Here is an 18,526-nt window from a genome sequence, read left to right on the forward strand (position 1 = left end):
AAGGAAACCGCCGCGCGAGTCGACGACCGCGCCCGCCCACGTTGCCCGCCCACACCACGGAACCGCCATGACCCCATCGATCCGTCTCCGCCTGTCGATCATGATGTTCCTGCAGTACTTCGCGTGGGGCGCCTGGACGGTCACGATGGGCACCTACCTGTTGCAGGCGATGCGCTTCAGCGGCGAACAGACCGGACTGGCGTACGGCACCGCGTCGATCGCCGCGATCGTCTCGCCGCTGTTCGTCGGCCTGGTCGTCGACCGCTGGTTCGCCAGTCAGCGCGCGCTCTCGGTGTTGTTCCTGCTCAGCGCGGCGACGCTGTACTACGCCAGCACCCAGACCTCCTTCGCGCCGTTCTACGCGGCGCTGCTGCTGCACATGCTGTGCTTCATGCCGACCCTCGCGCTCGGCAACGCGATCGCGTTCCGGCATATGGACAAGCCGCAACAGCAGTTCCCCGGCGTGCGCGTGCTCGGCACGGTCGGCTGGATCGCCGCGGGATGGCTGGTCGGTTACGTGCTCGGCGCGGAAAACAGCGCGATGCAGTTCCATGTCGCGGTGATCGCGCTGGCGGTGCTGGGCCTGTTCTCGCTGGCCCTGCCGCATACGCCGCCGCTGGCGCGGGTCGAGGGCGCACGCAAGCTCGGTCTGCGCGATTTCCTCGGCCTGGACGCGCTGCAGCTGATGCGCGACCGATCGTTCGCGGTGTTCGTGCTGGGCTCGTTGTTGGTGTGCATCCCGCTGCAGTTCTACTACGCCTTCACCAACGGATTCCTCAATGAAATCGGCGTGGCCAACGCGGCCGCGAAGATGACCTTCGGACAGATGTCCGAGATCGCCTTCATGCTGGCGATGCCGCTGTTCTTCCGGCGCCTGGGCATCAAGGCGATGCTGCTGATCGGCATGGCCGCGTGGGCGGCGCGCTACCTGCTGTTCGCCGCCGGAGACGCCGGTGCCGGCATGTGGATGCTGTATCTGGGCATCATCGTGCATGGCGTGTGCTACGACTTCTTCTTCGTGAGCGGACAGATCTATGTCGATCGCCAGGCGCCGGCGCATCTGCGCGCCTCCGCGCAAGGCTTCCTGACCTTGGTGACCTGGGGCGTGGGCATGCTGATCGGATCGTGGCTGTCGGGCCGGGTGGTCGATGCTTACCGCGTCGCCGGCGATCCGGTCGCGCACGATTGGTCGCGGATCTGGCTGGTGCCGGCGCTCGGCGCGGCCGCGGTGTTCGTCGTGTTCGTATTGTTTTTCCGCGACCGCACCCGGGCGAACCCGGACGACGACGGGGCGGCGGGCCCATGAAGCGATTGCGCGCAGGCTTGGTCGGTGCCGGCTTCATCGGCCCATGGCACCTCGATGCGATCCGGCGCCTGGGCCATGTCGAAGTCGCGGGTCTCGCCGGCAGCGACCTCGCGCGGACCCAGATCCGCGCGCGCGAACTGGCCATTCCGCAGGCCTACGGCGACTGGCGCGAACTGGTCGCGGACCCGGCCATCGACGTGGTGCACATCGCGGTGCCCAACCGCCTGCACCATCCGGTCGCGATGGCGGCGATCGCCAACGGCAAACACGTGATCTGCGACAAGCCGCTCGCCGACACCACCGAACAGGCGCGGGAACTGCTCGACGCGGCCGACGCGGCCGGCGTGTTCCATGCAGTGACGTTTAACTACCGCGGCAATCCGCTGGTGCAACAGGCGCGCATCGCCATCGCCGAGGGCGCGATCGGCACGCCGCATCTGATCCACGGCCAGTACCTGCAGGACTGGTTGCTGCACGACAGCGACTGGTCCTGGCGGCTGCAGCCGGAGGAGGGCGGCGCTTCGCTCGCGCTGGCCGACATCGGCTCGCACTGGTGCGATCTGGCCGAACACGTGACCGGCCAGCGTATCGCCCAGGTGCTCGCCGATCCGGCCACGGTGGTGCCGCGACGGCGCAAGCCCGCGCGGACTGCGGGCACGTTCGGTTCCGCCGACGCGGCCGAGGCAGGCGAATGGATCGAAATGACGCGCGAGGATCTGGCCACGGTGTTGCTGCGCTTCGATAACGGCGCTCGCGGTACCTTGCTGGTCGGTCAGGTCTGCGCCGGACACAAGAACGATCTGATGCTGGAGGTCTGCGCGAGCGAGGGATCGATGAAGTGGCGCCAGGAAGCGCAGAACGAGCTCTGGATCGGCCACCGCGACCGCGCCAACGAGTTGCTGCAGAAAGATCCCGCGCTGATGGCGCCGCAGGCCCGACCTTACGCGCGACTGCCCGGCGGACATCAGGAAGCCTGGAGCGATGCGTTCTGCAATCTGATGCGCGATCTGTATGCGGCGATCGAACGCTGGCCCGACGGCCGCGACGAACTGCCGCCTACCGTGGCGACATTCGCCGACGCGCTGCACACCCAAAGCACGATCGAGGCCATGCTGGCCAGCGCCGCCGCCGGCGGTGTCTGGACCACGGTCGCACCGCCCACCCCATCCCGGAGAGCCAGGACATGAAACTCGGTGTATTCACCCCGTTGTTCGCCAAGCTGAGCCTGGGCGACGTGCTGGAGCGGGTGCGGTCGGCAGGTCTGGACGCGGTGGAACTCGGCGCCGGCGGTTTCCCCGGCGCCGACCACCTCGATGTCGAAGGCCTGTTGGCTTCGTCCGAACGCGTCCGCGAATTCCGCGCACTGATCGACGATCACGGGCTGACCATCAGCGCGCTGTCGTGCCACGGCAATCCCCTGCATCCCAATGGCGATATCGCTCGGCGCGACGATGCGACCTTCCGCCGAACCGTGCAACTGGCCGAACGCCTGCAGGTCCCGGTCGTGATCACTTTTTCCGGCTGCCCCGGCGACAGCGATACCGCGCGCGTGCCCAATTGGATCACCTCGCCCTGGCCGCCGGAGATGCTGGAAACGCTGGAATGGCAATGGAACGAAAAGGCGATTCCATACTGGCGCCAGGCCACCGCGTTCGCGCGCGAGCATGGCATCCGCGTCGCCTTGGAGCCGCACCCGAATTTCCTCGTTCACAATCCGGAATCGGCATTGCGACTGCGTGCGGCGGCCGGCGATCACCTCGGAGTCAATCTGGATCCCAGCCATCTGCTGTGGCGAGGGGTCGACGTGCCCCAGGCGATCCGCGCGCTCGGGCCGGCGATCTTTCACTTCCATGCCAAGGACGTGGCGCTGGATCGCGCCAACATCGCGGTCAACGGCGTGATCGACGCCAAGTCCTATCGCGATATCGACCAGCGCGCCTGGAGTTTCCGCTCGGTCGGGCATGGGCACGACCTGCTGGTGTGGAAGCAGATCATGCAGGCCTTGCGCGTGGCCGGGTACGACTATGTGGTGAGTCTGGAACACGAAGACGCGCTGATGTCTTCCGATCAAGGCTTCCACACCGCGATCGACACGCTCAAGCGCGCGCTGCTGCGCGATCCGCCCGACGAACCGTGGTGGACTTGACCGGCCGCGACGCCGCGCCCTGAAAGCCAGGACCACGCCCACTCAGCTCAAGCAGGAATCCCTCATGCAACGACGATCTTTTCTGCAGTCCACGGCAGCCGCGTTGGTGGCGATGTCCGCCAGCGCCGTGAGCGGAGCCGCGCTGGCGGCCGCGCCGGCGCCGGCGCAGCGTTTCAAGCTCAAATTCGCCCCGCACTTGGGCATGTTCGAGGCCTCGGCGGGGAAAGACCCGATCGCGCAGATCCAATTCATGGCCGATGCGGGCTTCCGCGCCTACGAGGACAACGAACTGATGCAGCGGCCGCCGGCCTTGCAGGAGCGGATCGGCCAGACCCTCGCCAACGCCGGCATGACCATGGGCGTGTTCGTGATCGACGCCGGCCATAACTGGAAAGTGTCCTACGCCACCGGCAAGAAGGAATTCCGCGAAGCCTTCGTCAAGGCCTGTCGCGATGCGGTCACCACCGCGCGGCGCGTCAATGCGAAATGGATGACCATCGTGCCGGGGTTCTTCGACCGAAGCCTGCCGATCGGCATCCAGACCGGCCATGTCGTCGACGCGATCCGCGCCGGCGCCGAGGTGATGGAGCCGCATGGCCTGGTCATGGTGATGGAGCCGCTGAGCGATACCCCGGAGCTGTTCCTGCGCACCTCCGACCAGGCCTACGCGATCGCGCGATCGGTGAACAGTCCGGCATGCAAGATCCTCTACGACATCTATCACATGCAGCGCAACGAAGGGAATCTGATCGCGCACATCGACGCCGCCTGGGACGAGATCGCCTACTTCCAGATCGGCGATGTCCCCGGCCGTAAAGAGCCGGGCACCGGCGAGATCGATTACCGCAATGTCCTGCGCCACATCGACGCGCGCATGCGCAAGGACGGCCAGGATTTCGTGTTCGGCATGGAGCACGGAAACGCAACGCCCGGCGTCGAGGGCGAACGCCGTGTGATCGACGCGTACCGGCGATGCGATATCGATTGATCGCGCTTGGATCGCCGCGCTCGGAACCAGTCGCGCGCGTCCGGTCTTGTCGATGTTCTTGCCCGTATTCGAATTCGCTCGAGGAGTTTCATGGATCGTCGTCGTTTCCTCCTGACCGGTACCGCCGGCGTCGCCACCGCGGTCGTCGGCGTTCCGGTCACCGCATCCACGAGCGAACGCTCCGCCGCCGAGACGTCCGCGAGGCCGCGGCCGACGCCCCAGCAACTGGCCTGGCAGCGCGAAGAGCTGTCGATGTTCGTGCACTTCACCGTCAATACCTTCACCGGCAAGGAATGGGGCGAGGGCGACGAAGATCCGAAGATCTTCGATCCCACCGACCTGGATGCGCGGCAATGGGCGCGCGCGGCCAAATCCAGCGGCTTTGGCAGCATGATTCTGACCGCCAAGCACCACGACGGCTTTTGCCTGTGGCCTACCGCGACCACCGCGCATTGCGTGCGCAGCAGCCCGTGGCGCGGCGGGAAGGGCGACGTGGTGCGCGAGTTCGTCGATGCCTGCCGCGCGGAAGGGTTGGGCGTCGGCTTTTATCTCTCGCCCTGGGATCGTCACGAACCGCGTTATGGCAGCGGCCAGGCCTATAACGATTTCTATATCGCGCAGCTGACCGAACTGCTCACGCAGTATGGTCCGGTCGTCGAGGTCTGGTTCGACGGCGCCAACGGCGAAGGGCCGAACGGCAAGCGCCAGACCTACGACTGGCCACGCATCCATCGCACGGTGCGCGAGCTGCAGCCCGATGCGGTCGTGTTCTCCGATGCCGGCCCGGATGTGCGCTGGATCGGCAACGAAAGCGGCATCGCCGGCACCACCTGCTGGTCGACGGTCGATCCGGCGCGCGTGCCGTCGGCGGGTTTCGACAGCGTTTGGACCGCCGATGCCTTGCAACAGGGCGACCCTCACGGCCCGGTCTGGCGTCCAGGCGAATCCGATGTTTCGATCCGGCCGGGCTGGTTCTGGCACGAGCAAGAGAACGCCAAGGTGCGCAGCGCCGCAGGCTTGCTCGATCTGTACTTCAACTCGGTCGGGCGCAACAGCAAATTGTTGCTCAATGTTCCGCCGACGCCCGCGGGGCGTTTCCACGATGCCGATGTCGCCAGCCTGGCCGGCTTCGCCAGCAGGCGCGCAGCGCTGTTTGGGGGTGGCAATCTGCTGCAAGGCGCGCGAACGCGCGCCAGCGCGAGCGCGGCCGGGCACGCACCCGAACGCGTGCTCGACCAGGATCCGGATTCGCATTGGCGCGCGGCCGATGCCGGCGGCGAACGCTGGATCGAATTCGAACTGGAGCGCGAGATCGCGTTCGACACTGTATGCCTGCAAGAAGCGATCGCGCTCGGGCAGGACATCACCAACTATCGGGTCGAACGGTGGCACGAAGGGCAATGGCTGCCGTTCGCCTGGGGCACGACGGTCGGCTGCAAGCGGCTGCAGCGTTTCGGGCTGGCGCGCGCGCGCAAGATCCGCGTGGTGATCGAGCACGCGTATCGGGCGCCGCGGCTGAGCACCGTGGCGCTGTATCGCGGGGCAACGGCCTAAGTATTCGTCTGTCTTGGCGCGCAGGGCGCTTGGCCCCGAACGGCCCGGCGAAGGCGGGGCGGGCCGATAGCGTTCGAGCTCATAGTGCCGGCTCCGAACAAGCCCGGGCCGAGCGCCGCCCGTCGAACGGAGCTCGCGTACAAGTCGCGAGCGCCGTTGCGCTACCCGATCAATGCATCAATGCAGCCACCAGGCGTCTGGCACCGATACGGCCGCTTCGCCGTCTCGTTCGACCCGCAACCGCAGTTGTTTGTCGCCGCCGCCCTGGAAATAGCGCAGATCGAAGGCGTGCAGCCCGGCGGCGAGAGCGGCGCTGCCGTAGGAGTCGCCGGGCGATTGCGGGCCGTCGCGGTCGACCACCACCTTGTCGTCGATCCACACCTGCGCGCCGTCGTCGGAACTGAGCACGAAGCGATACACGCCGTCGCGCGGTACATCGAGGTAGCCGCGGTAGCGCAAACCGAAGGTTTCGGCGCGCGCGTCCGCGGGCAGGCCGATGCCCGACGCGGTGTCGCTGCGCAGCGGTCGCTGGGTCAGCAGCTGTTGCGAACTGGTAACCGCGGTTTCGTAGTAGTCGCGGTCGAGTCCGGTGCGCAGTCCCTTGCGATCGCTGCGTGTGGCCGGTTGCAGTTGCGCGAGTGAATAACGCGCGCGGCTGACCGGTCCCAAGCGGCCGCCGGGCAGTTCCAGCCGCGCCGAAACCGTGGTGCCCGCGGGGTCGGGCGTCAAGGCGATGGCCCCTCGGTACAGCGGCGAGGCCTGGGTCGGATCGGCGGCGTCGAGGTGGTAGCGGATGCGCGCGGCGGGCAAGGGCGAGGACAGCCGCACCTGCATTTTCGGGCTCAGCGTGATCGCATCGCCTTCCAGTCCCATCACGTCCGGAACGCGGTAGTTGACCCGCAATGCGTCCAATGTGCGCAACTGCGGTTCCAGGCGACGGGTGAAATCGGTCCAATCGCGTCGCTCGCGCGGCGACCACAGCACTTCGCTCAGGGCCAGTGCGCGCGGCCACATCATGTATTCGACCGACTCGCTGGTCCGCATGCGTTCGGTCCATAAATTGCCTTGCGCGCCGGCGATGCGCGCCTGCTGTTCCGGCGTCAGCTGCTCGGGCACCGGTTCGAAGTCGTAGACCTGGCGCAAGGGCAGGTGGCCGCTGCAGATCGGTTCGCTCTTGGCCAGCGACTGGCAATAGTCGAAATAGACGTAGGAGGTCGGCGACATGATCACCCGGTGGCCCAGTCGCGCGGCGCGGATGCCGCCGTCCATGCCGCGCCAGGACATGACCGCGGCGCTGGGCAGCGGGTCGCCATCGAGAATCTCGTCCCAGCCGATCATCTTGCGCCCGTGCGCGTGCAGGTATTTCTCCACCCGGCGCATGAACCAGCCTTGCAGTGCGTGCTCGTCCTTGAGGCCTTCGCGCTGGATGATCTGTTGCGCCAGCGCGCTTTGCTTCCAGCGCGTGGTCGGCGCTTCATCGCCGCCGAGGTGGATGTAGGCCGAGGGGAAGATGTCCATCACCTCGTCGAGCACGCCTTCGATGAAGGTGAAGGTCGCTTCGCTCGGACACAGGATGTTGCTTTCCACGCCCCACACGTTGCCGACCTCGAACGGCCCGGGCGTGCAGGCCAGTTCCGGATAGGCGGCCAGCGCGGCGAGGGCATGGCCGGGCATTTCGATTTCCGGAATGACCTCGATATGCAGATTCTTGGCATACGCCACCAATTCGCGCGCCTCGGCCTGGGTGTAGAAACCGCCATAGCGGCGGCCGTCGGCGGTATCGGGACCATCGCGGTGTTGAACCTGGGTGTCCTTGCGCCAGGCACCGACTTCGGTGAGGCGCGGGTAGCGCTTGATCTCAAGGCGCCAGCCTTGGTCTTCGGTGAGATGCCAATGGAAGGTGTTGAACTTGTAGCGCGCCATCAGATCGAGCGTGCGCTTGAGGAAGTCGAGCGGGTACAGATGACGGCCGACGTCGAGCATCACGCCGCGATAGCCCAGGCGCGGCGCGTCGTCGATGGCGAGCGCGGCCACGCCGGCCTGAGCGCTGCCTGGCGGCGCCAACTGGCGCAGGGTCTGCAGGCCGTAGAACAGGCCGGCGGGAGTGGCCGCTTTCAGGCGGATGCCGTCGGCATCCACCTCAAGGCGGTACGCTTCGGGGTTGGCGTCCGGGGCCGGGGCCAGGGTCAAGCTCAGATCGGCGTGGGGCTCGCCGCCCGATTGCACCGCGACCGGTAGCGTCCAGGCCTCGCGCAGAATCGTCGCCGCCAGTTCGCCCAGGGGACGCATCTCGGCGGTATCGGCCGCGATCGCCACCCGCACGGACGCGTCGGGCCGATAACGCCCCGGCAAGACCTGCATCCGGGCCGGTATCGGCACGATCTGCGGGGCCGGCGGGGCCGGATCGGCCGCCGCCGACGCGCAGGGCCACAGCGATGCTAGACAAAGAAGGACGCAAACACGCGAAAGAAGACTCACGACAAACTCCGATTTGGGGTGAGCGCGACGGCCCCCGGGGTGGACGCATCCGGTCCCGCGGCGTCTAATCGAATGCCGTACCGGCCGGTTCCCTGACGACGCCTGGACGGGACTGAATGAACCCGTCAAAGGTTCAGTGGTCCAACCAATAACACACTATGCCCGTCCAAAGCATCCAGAACCGCCGGCTTTACCAACAGATCGCGGATCAACTGCGCGTGCTGATCAACCGCGGGGAGTACCCGCCGGGCAGCTATTTGCCGGCCGAACGCGAGTTGTCGCAGCAGTTCGGGGTGAGCCGGACTTCCTTGCGCGAGGCGCTGATCGCTCTGGAAGTGATCGGGATGGTGCGGGTGCGCGTCGGCGACGGCGTGATGGTGGTCGGGCCGGAGCCCACCGCTGCCGAAGCGGCGGCTCAGGGCGACAAGCCGGCGCGCCGTGTGTTGGACCAGGCCATGCGCAGCCAGCCCTGGGTGCAGGATCCCGAACTGGGTGTGGTGGTCGATCTGGAGGTGGAGATCCCGCCGTTCTCGCTGCTGCAGGCGCGCAGGTTGGTGGAACCGGAAACGGCCGCGCTGGCCGCGGAAAACGCCACCGATGCGGAGATCGACGGCATCGAAGAGGCTTACCAGCGCAACATCGAAGACAACCGCGTGGGTTCGGTGACCCATCCCGGCGATCGTCTGCTGCACATCCGTATCGCCGATGCGAGCGGCAATCCCGCGTACGCGCTGCTGATCCGGCATCTGCTGGGGCACAAGTACGGGCCTATGTTCCAACGCGTGCAGCAGTTGTATTCGAGCGAGGACATGCCGCACCGATCTGAACATGAGCACGCCGCCATCGTCGCCGCGATCCGCCGCCGCGATGCCGACGCTTCGCGTCAGGCCATGGAACTGCATCTGGATTCGGTGCTGCGCATCTTCTCCGGCGGCGAACGCTGAGCGTCTGATCGTCCTGGCCGGCGCCGGCAGGCTGTCTTTCGTGGCATTTAGATAAGTCGGGCGAGCGAAACGCCGAGCCCGGTTTACCCGTGCGCGGGCACTACAGACTTTCTTGATCGCGGGGGAGCGAGGGCGGCGCCTGTCCGGCGTCCGTCGTGTACCCGCCGCCGCGCCTTGATGCTTTCCCCGACGCGGTGACGCGGCCCGCGTGTCCAACTGGACCGCTCGATCTCCTCATCTCCCGGACTACGACCGGGCCAGCAATCGCACAACGCTCTGGCCCTTTGGCCCAGGCGGGAGGGCGCGGTATGGTGCACCGCAACTTGATATGTTCAAATACGAAATATAATTTATATATGAACTAAGCCTCTCCTCTCGAGGGCTACCGGCTCATGCATCGGGTTCCCGCGAATCTCGTCAGTCCTACAGGGAGGAAGGTATGCGCAGGTCGAAACTCGCTGAATCGGTGCGATGCGTGCTGTTGATGGGATTGTTCGCCAATGGGGCGGTCCATGCTCAGTCGACAGCCCAGTAGGTTTGCGCCTGCTGTTCGCCGAGCCATGACCATGCCACCCATGTCCGAGCAGCCCATGTCCGAACCGGTTCGCGGCGCGATCGATCATTCCACGGGCGCCGCATTGCCCACGCGCCGCGTGGGCGGCTCCGAGGTGCGTGTCTCCAGCTTGGGATACGGGGCCGCGCCGATCGGCAATCTGTACGAGAAGGTCGACGCCGCCGCCGCGGTCGCATCGGTCGAAGCGGCGTGCGACGCGGGCGTGCGTTACTTCGATACCGCGCCTTACTACGGTTACGGTTTGAGCGAAACCCGGCTCGGCCAGGGACTTAAACGATTGCCGCGCGAAGCGATCGCGATCTCGACCAAGGTCGGGCGCCGCGTCTATCGCGACGACCATGCCGTGGGCGGCGACGATGGTTTCGCGGTCGACGGATGGCGCGCCGAGTTCGACTACAGCCGGACCGGCGTGCTGCGTTCGTTCGAGTCCAGCCTGCAGCGCCTGGATACCGGCTACGTCGACATCTTGTTGCTGCACGACATCGGCCGGCTCACGCACGGCGAACGTCATCCGCAGATGCTGCGTCAGGCCTTGGATCAGGCCTTGCCGGCGATGGCCGAGCTGAAGGCATCCGGGGCCTGCCGGGCGATCGGTATCGGCGTCAACGAACAGGAGGTGATACTGGAGCTGCTGCCCCGATTCGATCTGGACTGCGTGATGCTCGCCGGCCGCTACACGGTGCTCGAACAGCACGGCGCGATCCGGGCCTTGGCCGAAGCCGAGCGCCGCGGCGTGTCGGTGCTCGCTGCGGGGCCCTACAGTTCGGGCCTCACCAGCAATGCGCGCGCACCCGGCCGGCACTACAACTATTCCCAGGTCGATCCGGACACGCTTGCCCGCGCCGAGCGCCTGTACGCGATCTGCGCCGAGTTCGACGTCGAAGTGGGCGCGGCGGCGCTGCAGTTTCCGTTGGCCCATCCCGCGGTGGCGACGGTGGTGGCCGGCCTGCGCGATCGCGCGCAGGTCGATGCCGCGATCGCGCGTTCGCGCAGCGCGATACCCAAGGCGGTCTGGCAGCGCTTGCGCGAGGCCGGATTGCTGGACGATTCGGTGCCGACGCCATGAAGATCGTGGATGCGCACATGCACTTCTGGTCGCTCGCGCGCGGCGACTACGACTGGCTGACGCCGGATGTGAGCGCGCTCTACCGCGATTTCGAACCGGCCGACATCGAGGCCGAACTCGCGCAGCGCGGCGTGTCGATGGTGATCGCGGTACAAGCCACCGGCACCGAGGCCGAAACCCGCTTCCTGCTCGATCTGGCCGCGCGCCATCCGCGCATCGCCGGCGTGGTGGGCTGGACCGATTTCGAATCGCCGCACTGCGCGCAGCGCATGGATGCGTTGATCGAGATCGGTCGCGCACGGCTGAAGGGATTCCGGCCGATGGTGCAGGACATCGCCGATCCGGACTGGCTGCTGCGGCCGTCGCTGGACGGCGCTTTCCAGGCGCTGATCGAGCGCGACCTGAGCTTCGATGCGTTGGTCAAGCCCGTGCACCTGCCGGTGCTGCGCCAGCGCCTGTCGCTGCATCCGGAACTGCGCGCGGTGGTCGATCACGCCGGCAAACCCGATGTGCACGGCGAGGGCCGCGCGGCCTGGGCCGAGGACATCGCGGCGCTCGCCGAGCAACCGCGACTGTTCTGCAAATTGTCCGGCCTGCTGACCGAAGGCGATCGCGCGGCGTCATTGGATGAGCTCGATCCCTTCGTAGCCCATGTCCTGCACTGTTTCGGCCCGGAGCGGGTGATGTGGGGCAGCGACTGGCCCGTGCTCACCTTGCGCGCCGATTACGGCCATTGGCATCGGATGGCGCGCGAACTGATACGGCGTCACGCGCCCGGCCACGAAGCGCAGGTGTTCGGCGACAACTCGCGCGCCTTCTACCGTTTGCCGCGGCCCGCCGGCGACTGAACCTTCCGTGTTTTCTTATCGATGAGATGCCCACGACCATGACTCAAATCACCCACGCCCACGAAGCCGCCGGCACCAGGCTCCAGGGCAAGCGCTGCCTGATCACCGCGGCGGGCGCCGGCATCGGCCGCGAGGCGGCCCTGGCCTGCGCGCGCGAAGGCGCGACGGTGCTGGCGACCGACATCGATGCGCGCGCGCTGGCCGAGCTGGAGGCGCAATCCGGATCGATCCGGACCCTGGCGCTGGACGTCACCGATCCGAACGCCATCGACGATCTGGTCCGGTCGCAGTCCGGCTTCGATGTGTTGTTCAACTGCGCGGGCTATGTGCACCAAGGCAGCATCCTCGACTGCGACGAAGCGGCCTGGCGACGCTCGTTCGACATCAACGTCCATTCGATGTATCGCCTGTGCAGGGCGGTGTTGCCCGGCATGATCGAACGCGGACGCGGCAGCATCATCAACATGTCCTCGGTGGCCTCCAGCATCAAGGGCGTGCCCAACCGCTTCGTCTATGGCGTGACCAAGGCCGCGGTGATCGGTTTGACCAAGTCGATCGCCGCCGATTTCGTCGCCCAGGGCGTGCGCTGCAACGCCATTTGTCCGGGCACGGTCAGGACGCCGTCGCTGGCGCAGCGCGTCGCCGCACTCGGCGGCGACGAAGAGGCGGTGTGGCGCAGCTTCACCGAGCGCCAGCCGATGGGCCGCCTGGGCGATCCGAAGGAAATCGCGGCGCTGGTGGTTTATCTGGCTTCGGAAGAATCCTCGTTCACCACCGGACAGACCCACATCATCGACGGCGGTTGGTCGAACTGAGACCGATCGGCGGCCCCTTGGAACTTCAGCGGAAGCGGCAATGAAACTACTGCGTTATGGCGATCCCGGCAGCGAGCGCCCGGGTGTGTTGGATCACGAAGGACGCGTGCGCGATCTGAGCGGCGTCGTCGCCGACGTCGCGGGCGATTGCCTGACCCGGGCGGGCCTGGCGCGGCTTCGCGCGCTGGATACCGACGCCTTGCCCGTGGTGGCCGGGCCGGTGCGCTACGGCCCGGCGGTCGGCAACGTGGGCAAGTTCATCTGCGTGGGATTGAACTACGCCGACCATGCCGCCGAATCGGGCATGGAAGTGCCGCCCATGCCGGTGTTGTTCATGAAGGCGACCACCGCCATCGTCGGACCCGACGACACCGTGGTGATTCCGCGCGGTTCGGTCAAGACCGATTGGGAAGTGGAACTGGGCGTGGTGATCGGCGATATCGCGCGCGATGTGACGCCGCAAGCCGCGTTGGACCACGTAGCCGGCTACCTGGTCGTCAACGACCTGTCCGAACGGGAGTTCCAGCTCGAACACGGCGGCCAATGGGTCAAGGGCAAGAGTTGCGACACCTTCGGGCCGATCGGCCCGTGGCTGGTCACGCGCGACGAAGTTCCCGATCCGCAGAATCTGTCGTTGTGGCTGGAAGTGAACGGACACCGCTATCAGAACGGAAATACTCGAACGATGGTGTTCACCGTGGCCGATATCGTCAGCCACATCAGCCGCTACATGACGCTGATGCCGGGCGACGTGATCAGCACGGGCACGCCGCCCGGCGTCGGCTTGGGACAAAAGCCCCCGACTTATCTCAAGCCCGGCGATGTCATCGAACTGGAGATCGAAGGATTGGGCAGACAACGCCAGCGCGTCGTCGCGCACGACGGCTCGGCCCGTTCGTGATCGTCGCCCGATTCCTCGCCAAGACACCCTAAGGACCGCGAAACCCCCATGAGCAAGATTGTCGCCATCGACACCCTGGACGTCCGTTTTCCAACCTCGCGCGAGCTCGACGGCTCCGATGCGATGAACCCGGACCCGGACTACTCGGCGGCTTATCTGGCGCTGCGCACCGACGACGCAGACGGCTTGGCCGGCCACGGGCTGGTATTCACCATCGGTCGCGGCAACGACGTGCAGACTGCGGCGATCGGCGCGTTGTCGCATTTGGTGGTCGGTCTGGACGTGGAGGCGGTCGTCGACGATCTGGGCGCGTTCGCCAGGCGTCTCAACGACGATTCTCAATTGCGCTGGCTGGGGCCGGAGAAGGGCGTGATGCACATGGCCATCGGCGGCGTGATCAACGCCGCCTGGGATCTGGCCGCGCGCCGCGCCGGCAAACCGTTGTGGCGCTACATCGCCGACATGACGCCGGAACAAGTGGTGGCCGCGGTCGATTTCCGTTACCTCACCGATGCGCTCACGCCCGACGACGCCTTGGCGCTGCTCAAGCGAGCCGAGCCGGGCAAGCTGGAACGCATTCGCGAACTCGAAGCGCACGGCTATCCGGCCTATACCACTTCGCCGGGCTGGCTCGGCTATTCCGACGAGAAGCTCGTGCGTCTGGCGCGCGAAGCGGTGGCCGAGGGATTTCGCACCATCAAGCTCAAGGTGGGCGCGAATCTCGACGATGACGTCCGGCGTTGCCGTCTTGCGCGCCAGGCGATCGGTCCGGACATCGCGATGGCCGTCGACGCCAACCAGCGCTGGGACGTGGCGCCGGCGATCGAATGGATGCGGCACCTGGCGCCGTTCGACATCGCCTGGATCGAGGAGCCGACCAGTCCGGACGATATCCTCGGCCACGCCGCGATCCGCTGCGGCATCGCGCCGGTGCCGGTCTCCACCGGCGAACACACCCAGAACCGCATCGTGTTCAAACAGCTGTTGCAGGCGCAGGCGGTGGACCTGATCCAGATCGACGCGGCCCGCGTCGGCGGCGTCAACGAGAATCTGGCCATCTTGTTGCTCGCGGCCAAGTTCGGCGTGCGGGTGTTCCCGCATGCCGGCGGCGTTGGCCTGTGCGAACTGGTCCAGCATCTGGCGATGGCGGATTTCGTCGCGATCAGCGCGTCGATGGAAGATCGCGCGATCGAATTCGTCGATCATCTGCACGAGCACTTCCTCGACCCGGTGCGGATCCGCGACGGCCGTTATCTGGCGCCGACGGCGCCCGGCTTCTCGGCGCAAATGCACCAGGCCTCGCTGCAGCGGTTCCGCTATCCCGACGGACCGGCCTGGACGGAGCAAGCCGGCGCTCAATCCACGCTGTCGACCTTGTTGCGCACGGTGCGCGAGGGCGCGAACACCGGCCATATCCCGCCTTACTGAGGGCCTGCGCGATGGGACGACCGATCTGCGATCTGCGCGAAGCGGCGAAAGCGCGGCTGCCCAGGCTGCTGTTCGATTACATCGACGGCGGCTCTTACGATGAAGTCACCCTGCAGCGCAATCGCGACGCGCTTCGATCGATCGCGTTGCGCCAGCGGGTGATGACCGATATCTCGAGTTTGCGCATGGACACCACGCTGTTCGGACAGTCGCTGGCGCTGCCGTTGGCGCTGGCGCCGGTGGGGTTCGCCGGCATGTACGCGCGGCGCGGCGAGGTCCAGGCGGCTCGCGCCGCGAAGGCGGCCGGCGTGCCGTTCTGCCTGTCCACGCTGAGCATCTGCGGCCTGGAGGAAGTGGTGCGCGACAGCGGCGCGCCGGTCTGGTTCCAGCTTTACATGGTGCGCGACCGCGGCTTCTGCCAGGCCCTGTTGCAACGCGCGCGCGCGGCCGCCAGCCCGGTGCTGCTGTTGACCGTGGATCTGCCGATCGCCGGTGCGCGCTACCGCGACCTGCGCTCGGGCATGTCCGGCCCGGCCGGATGGCGCGGCGCGGCGATGCGGGCCTGGCAGGGCGCCACGCATCCGGCCTGGCTGTGGAACGTCCAGCTCAACGGCCGCCCGCACGGTTTCGGCAATATCCCGCCCGAGGTGATCGGCGAAGGCGGCGTGGGCGGATTCGCGGACTGGATCAAGTCCAATTTAGATCCGACCGTGACCTGGAAGGACATCGCCTGGCTGCGCGAACGCTGGGATGGGCCGATCGTGATCAAGGGCTTGCTCGATCGCGCCGATGCGCGCGAAGCGCTCGCCTGCGGCGTCGACGGCATCGTGGTGTCCAATCACGGCGGCCGTCAGCTCGACGGCGTGCCGGCGAGTGCGAGCGCGTTGCCGGCGATCGTGGAGGAAGTGGCCGGACGCGTGCCGGTGCTGGCCGACGGCGGGATCCGCTCCGGTCTGGACGTTTTGCGCATGCTCGCGCTCGGCGCCGATGCCTGTCTGGTCGGCCGGGCCTGGGCCTATGCGTTGGGAGCGGCCGGCGAAGCCGGCGTCGCGGAAATGCTCGCCACCTTGCGCTCGGAGCTTGAGGTGGCGATGTCGCTGACCGGCTGCACGGACGTGCGCGAGGCAGGGCGCCATTTGCTGGTGGATTGAGCGCGAGGCCTGGGCTTGATCGGTTGGGCGTCGGCGAGAGTTTGCGAAGGGCGGGGCAGAGTGCAGCCAGGCTCACGGAAGATCGCAAAGTGATCGTTGCCGGCGAGTTGGGAGGAAAGCGTCGGGGCTGAAGCCCCTCCCACAAAAGACCTCGCAGTACCAAAGCCTTTGGGTCCGTTCAATCCCGAGGCGCTGTCCAGTCCCGAAGCGATTTGTGCAGAAGGTTTCAGCCCCGAAGTCTTTTGTGGGAGGGGCTTCAGCCCCGACGCTTTGGCCTTTGGGCCCGCCCACTCCCGAAGCGATTTGCGCAGAAGGTTTCAGCCCCGAAGTCTTTTGTGGGAGGGGCTTCAGCCCCGACGCTCTCCTGCACGGCGATACCGTCAGCCCCCGCCGCCGGGCTTAAGCACGATGATGCGATCGAGTTGTCCCGGCGCGGCCTCCGGCACTCGCACCAGCAAGCCTTCGGGCAACCGCTTCAACTCCAGAGCGCGGCCGTTGCCGAACTCGCTGGCCGAGGCGATGCCTTCCAGCGGCGGCAGCAATAGATATCGATCCTGCCAGTCCAGCACATGCACGAACACCGTGCCGTCCTTCGTCTGCGTGCTGACGCCCCAACTGCGTGGCGGAATCGGACCGGCGCGCGTGGCGTAGATCGTCGAGCCGTTCGTATCCATCCAGCGGCCGATTTCCTCCAGGCGCGTGGCGAACTCGGGTTGTACCGTGCCTTGCGCGGTCGGGCCGATGTTGAGCAGGAAGTTCGATCCCGCACCCGCCGCGCGCACCAGGAAGTGAACCAACTGTCTGGTGCTCTTGTAGTTCGTATCCTGGGCGTTATAGCCCCAGGCGCCACTGATGGTGTCGCAGGCTTCCAGCGGCAACGCGCTGACATGGGCGGTGTTGAATCCGGCCGAGTTGGCTCCCGGCAGATCCTTCTCGAACATCTGGAAGTCTTCGCCCGGATACGGCTTGACGTGATGGTTGCTGCCGACCAGCGCCTTGGGCTGCAGACGGTGGATCAGATCGTAGGTCCGCGCCAGTCGCCAATCGGCGTCGGGTCTGTCCCACATTCCATCGAACCAGATACCGCCGATGTCGCCGTACTGCGTCAACAGTTCGGTCAATTGCGCATCCATGTAGTCCAGGTAGCGGTTGAAATCGCCGCCTTGGGCGCGTCCCGACGCATGGCCGGTACCGCCGAGCGGCGCGAAATCGGCGTGATGCCAATCCAACTGCGAGTAATAAAAGAACAGTTTGATGTTCTGGCGCCGCGCTTCCGCGGCGAGTTCCTTCAGCGGATCGCGCTTGAACGAGGTGGCATCGGCGATGTTCCAGCGCGACTGCTTGGTCGGCCACATCGCGAAGCCGTCGTGGTGCTTGCTGGTGATGGTGATGTACTTCATGCCGGCGCGCTTGGCCAGGCCGACGATGGCCTTGGCGTCGTATCCGGTCGGATTGAACTGTTCGGCGAAGCGCTCGTACTGGGCGATCGGGATCTTCTCGTTGTTCATCACCCATTCGCCGCGCCCGGGAACGCTGTACACGCCCCAATGGATGAACATGCCGAAGCGTGCCTCGTCAAACCAGCGCACCGCTTCGGGATCGGCCCGCAGGCGGGCGCCGAGATTACCCGCCGGGATCGGCTTGGCGCTGGCGGGGGTAGATTCGGCGGCGCACACCGTATGGATCGCCTGACCCAACAGCAGGCCGGTGGCCGCGATGGCGGAGAACACGATCCGGCGAGCGGGGCAGGGCGGGTTCCAGCGCCGGCGTGCGGCGATCTGAACGGACGACGTCATGATGAACCTCCATGAGTGCTGCAACGGAACATGGCGTGGAAGGCAAGGTCGAGCGGCGAGCTGCGCGGGCGAACGCCGCGTCATTCGCGGTCGGGCGTGGACGTCCCGGCCCGGATATCGCTGAGCGCAAAATCGCTGAGCGCAAAGATGCGTCGCATCGCGCTCCATTTCTCTCCCGGAGGCGAACCCGGCAGCGGCTCCTGGAACTTCCACATCAACTCCTCCCAGGCCTGCACCGCCGGGTTGGACGCGTCGGCGGCCGATTTCACGGCGGGGTCGTAGTCGTCCTCCACGTCCATGATCAGCACCAGCCGGTCGCCGCTGCGGTGTATCTCCAATTCCCGGATGCCGGCCGCGCGGATCGATTCGACGATCTCCGGCCAGATCGTGTCGGGCCGATGCCAGCGTTCGTATTCGGCGATCAGCGCCGGGTCGTCGTGCAGGTCGAGGGCGTAGCACAATCTGGGCATGGTTCTGACTCGATGAGCGGAACGACGAGGCCGCGCTTCAGGGACCGGCGACGCTGATGCG

General features: G+C 66.6%; 15 protein-coding genes. 12 read left to right on the plus strand and 3 right to left on the minus strand.

Annotation, left to right across the window (positions count from 1 at the left end; all coding sequences use genetic code 11):
- Positions 1-67: 67 nt before the first annotated feature.
- The 5 genes from ACTOWJ_RS03570 to ACTOWJ_RS03590 all read left to right on the plus strand — a co-directional run bounded on the left by ACTOWJ_RS03570 (position 68) and on the right by ACTOWJ_RS03590 (position 5,994).
- Entirely contained in the window at positions 68-1,306 is a 1,239-nt protein-coding gene (locus ACTOWJ_RS03570) for a nucleoside permease (protein WP_441333218.1), read from the plus strand.
- Entirely contained in the window at positions 1,303-2,493 is a 1,191-nt protein-coding gene (locus tag ACTOWJ_RS03575; protein ID WP_441333219.1) for a Gfo/Idh/MocA family protein, read from the plus strand. Before ACTOWJ_RS03570 ends, ACTOWJ_RS03575 begins: the two co-directional genes overlap by 4 nt.
- Positions 2,490-3,452: a sugar phosphate isomerase/epimerase family protein gene (locus ACTOWJ_RS03580; protein WP_441333220.1), complete on the plus strand. Its 963-nt coding sequence runs from the start codon at positions 2,490-2,492 to the stop codon at positions 3,450-3,452. The genes ACTOWJ_RS03575 and ACTOWJ_RS03580 overlap by 4 nt, the downstream gene beginning before the upstream one ends.
- Before the next feature lie 64 nt (positions 3,453-3,516).
- Entirely contained in the window at positions 3,517-4,440 is a 924-nt protein-coding gene (locus ACTOWJ_RS03585) for a hydroxypyruvate isomerase family protein (RefSeq protein WP_441333221.1), read from the plus strand.
- 90 nt (positions 4,441-4,530) lie between these two features.
- A complete protein-coding gene (locus tag ACTOWJ_RS03590) occupies positions 4,531-5,994 on the plus strand; it encodes an alpha-L-fucosidase (protein ID WP_441333222.1) in 1,464 nt (487 codons plus the stop codon).
- Positions 5,995-6,171: 177 nt separating this feature from the next.
- Here the strand turns inward: ACTOWJ_RS03590 and ACTOWJ_RS03595 are convergent, their stop codons facing one another.
- Positions 6,172-8,472 carry a family 20 glycosylhydrolase gene (locus ACTOWJ_RS03595; protein WP_441333223.1) on the minus strand — a complete coding sequence of 767 codons (2,301 nt, stop codon included), beginning with the start codon at positions 8,470-8,472 and terminating at the stop codon, positions 6,172-6,174.
- Positions 8,473-8,630: 158 nt separating this feature from the next.
- Between ACTOWJ_RS03595 and ACTOWJ_RS03600 the strand changes: the two genes are divergently transcribed.
- The 7 genes from ACTOWJ_RS03600 (at position 8,631) to ACTOWJ_RS03630 (ending at position 16,199) form a co-directional block, all read left to right on the plus strand.
- Positions 8,631-9,416 carry a FadR/GntR family transcriptional regulator gene (locus tag ACTOWJ_RS03600; RefSeq protein ID WP_441333224.1) on the plus strand — a complete coding sequence of 262 codons (786 nt, stop codon included), beginning with the start codon at positions 8,631-8,633 and terminating at the stop codon, positions 9,414-9,416.
- Positions 9,417-10,006: 590 nt separating this feature from the next.
- The gene (locus tag ACTOWJ_RS03605; protein ID WP_441333225.1) at positions 10,007-11,056 is read left to right on the plus strand and encodes an aldo/keto reductase; all 1,050 of its coding nucleotides are present in this window, start codon (positions 10,007-10,009) and stop codon (positions 11,054-11,056) included.
- Complete coding sequence (locus ACTOWJ_RS03610; RefSeq protein ID WP_441333226.1) at positions 11,053-11,904, plus strand: amidohydrolase family protein; 852 nt, start codon at positions 11,053-11,055, stop codon at positions 11,902-11,904. Before ACTOWJ_RS03605 ends, ACTOWJ_RS03610 begins: the two co-directional genes overlap by 4 nt.
- Before the next feature lie 38 nt (positions 11,905-11,942).
- Complete coding sequence (locus ACTOWJ_RS03615; protein ID WP_441333227.1) at positions 11,943-12,719, plus strand: SDR family oxidoreductase; 777 nt, start codon at positions 11,943-11,945, stop codon at positions 12,717-12,719.
- 40 nt (positions 12,720-12,759) lie between these two features.
- Positions 12,760-13,620 (plus strand): fumarylacetoacetate hydrolase family protein, encoded by an 861-nt coding sequence (locus tag ACTOWJ_RS03620; RefSeq protein ID WP_441333228.1) that lies wholly within the window; start codon positions 12,760-12,762, stop codon positions 13,618-13,620.
- A 48-nt stretch (positions 13,621-13,668) separates the two neighbouring features.
- Positions 13,669-15,048: an L-fuconate dehydratase gene (locus ACTOWJ_RS03625; protein ID WP_441333229.1), complete on the plus strand. Its 1,380-nt coding sequence runs from the start codon at positions 13,669-13,671 to the stop codon at positions 15,046-15,048.
- A gap of 11 nt (positions 15,049-15,059) precedes the next feature.
- A complete protein-coding gene (locus ACTOWJ_RS03630; RefSeq protein ID WP_441333230.1) occupies positions 15,060-16,199 on the plus strand; it encodes an L-lactate dehydrogenase in 1,140 nt (379 codons plus the stop codon).
- Positions 16,200-16,579: 380 nt separating this feature from the next.
- Here ACTOWJ_RS03630 and ACTOWJ_RS03635 read toward each other — a convergent pair whose 3' ends face one another.
- The gene (locus ACTOWJ_RS03635; protein WP_441333231.1) at positions 16,580-17,995 is read right to left on the minus strand and encodes an alpha-L-fucosidase; all 1,416 of its coding nucleotides are present in this window, start codon (positions 17,993-17,995) and stop codon (positions 16,580-16,582) included.
- An 80-nt stretch (positions 17,996-18,075) separates the two neighbouring features.
- A complete protein-coding gene (locus ACTOWJ_RS03640) occupies positions 18,076-18,465 on the minus strand; it encodes an L-rhamnose mutarotase (protein ID WP_441333232.1) in 390 nt (129 codons plus the stop codon).
- Between the last annotated feature and the right edge of the window lie 61 nt (positions 18,466-18,526).

This window comes from Lysobacter sp. CA199 (assembly GCF_052078715.1).
Taxonomy (GTDB): domain Bacteria; phylum Pseudomonadota; class Gammaproteobacteria; order Xanthomonadales; family Xanthomonadaceae; genus Lysobacter.

Excerpts from the sequence above, each read along its gene's own strand:
- ACTOWJ_RS03580 (WP_441333220.1), top strand. The coding sequence starts at position 2,490 with ATGAAACTCGGTGTATTCACCCCGTTGTTCGCCAAGCTGAGCCTGGGC.
- ACTOWJ_RS03625 (WP_441333229.1), top strand. The coding sequence starts at position 13,669 with ATGAGCAAGATTGTCGCCATCGACACCCTGGACGTCCGTTTTCCAACC.
- ACTOWJ_RS03635 (WP_441333231.1), bottom strand. The coding sequence starts at position 17,995 with ATGACGTCGTCCGTTCAGATCGCCGCACGCCGGCGCTGGAACCCGCCC.
- ACTOWJ_RS03620 (WP_441333228.1), top strand. The coding sequence starts at position 12,760 with ATGAAACTACTGCGTTATGGCGATCCCGGCAGCGAGCGCCCGGGTGTG.
- ACTOWJ_RS03575 (WP_441333219.1), top strand. The coding sequence starts at position 1,303 with ATGAAGCGATTGCGCGCAGGCTTGGTCGGTGCCGGCTTCATCGGCCCA.
- ACTOWJ_RS03640 (WP_441333232.1), bottom strand. The coding sequence starts at position 18,465 with ATGCCCAGATTGTGCTACGCCCTCGACCTGCACGACGACCCGGCGCTG.
- ACTOWJ_RS03630 (WP_441333230.1), top strand. The coding sequence starts at position 15,060 with ATGGGACGACCGATCTGCGATCTGCGCGAAGCGGCGAAAGCGCGGCTG.
- ACTOWJ_RS03585 (WP_441333221.1), top strand. The coding sequence starts at position 3,517 with ATGCAACGACGATCTTTTCTGCAGTCCACGGCAGCCGCGTTGGTGGCG.
- ACTOWJ_RS03610 (WP_441333226.1), top strand. The coding sequence starts at position 11,053 with ATGAAGATCGTGGATGCGCACATGCACTTCTGGTCGCTCGCGCGCGGC.
- ACTOWJ_RS03590 (WP_441333222.1), top strand. The coding sequence starts at position 4,531 with ATGGATCGTCGTCGTTTCCTCCTGACCGGTACCGCCGGCGTCGCCACC.
- ACTOWJ_RS03600 (WP_441333224.1), top strand. The coding sequence starts at position 8,631 with ATGCCCGTCCAAAGCATCCAGAACCGCCGGCTTTACCAACAGATCGCG.
- ACTOWJ_RS03615 (WP_441333227.1), top strand. The coding sequence starts at position 11,943 with ATGACTCAAATCACCCACGCCCACGAAGCCGCCGGCACCAGGCTCCAG.
- ACTOWJ_RS03605 (WP_441333225.1), top strand. The coding sequence starts at position 10,007 with ATGTCCGAACCGGTTCGCGGCGCGATCGATCATTCCACGGGCGCCGCA.
- ACTOWJ_RS03570 (WP_441333218.1), top strand. The coding sequence starts at position 68 with ATGACCCCATCGATCCGTCTCCGCCTGTCGATCATGATGTTCCTGCAG.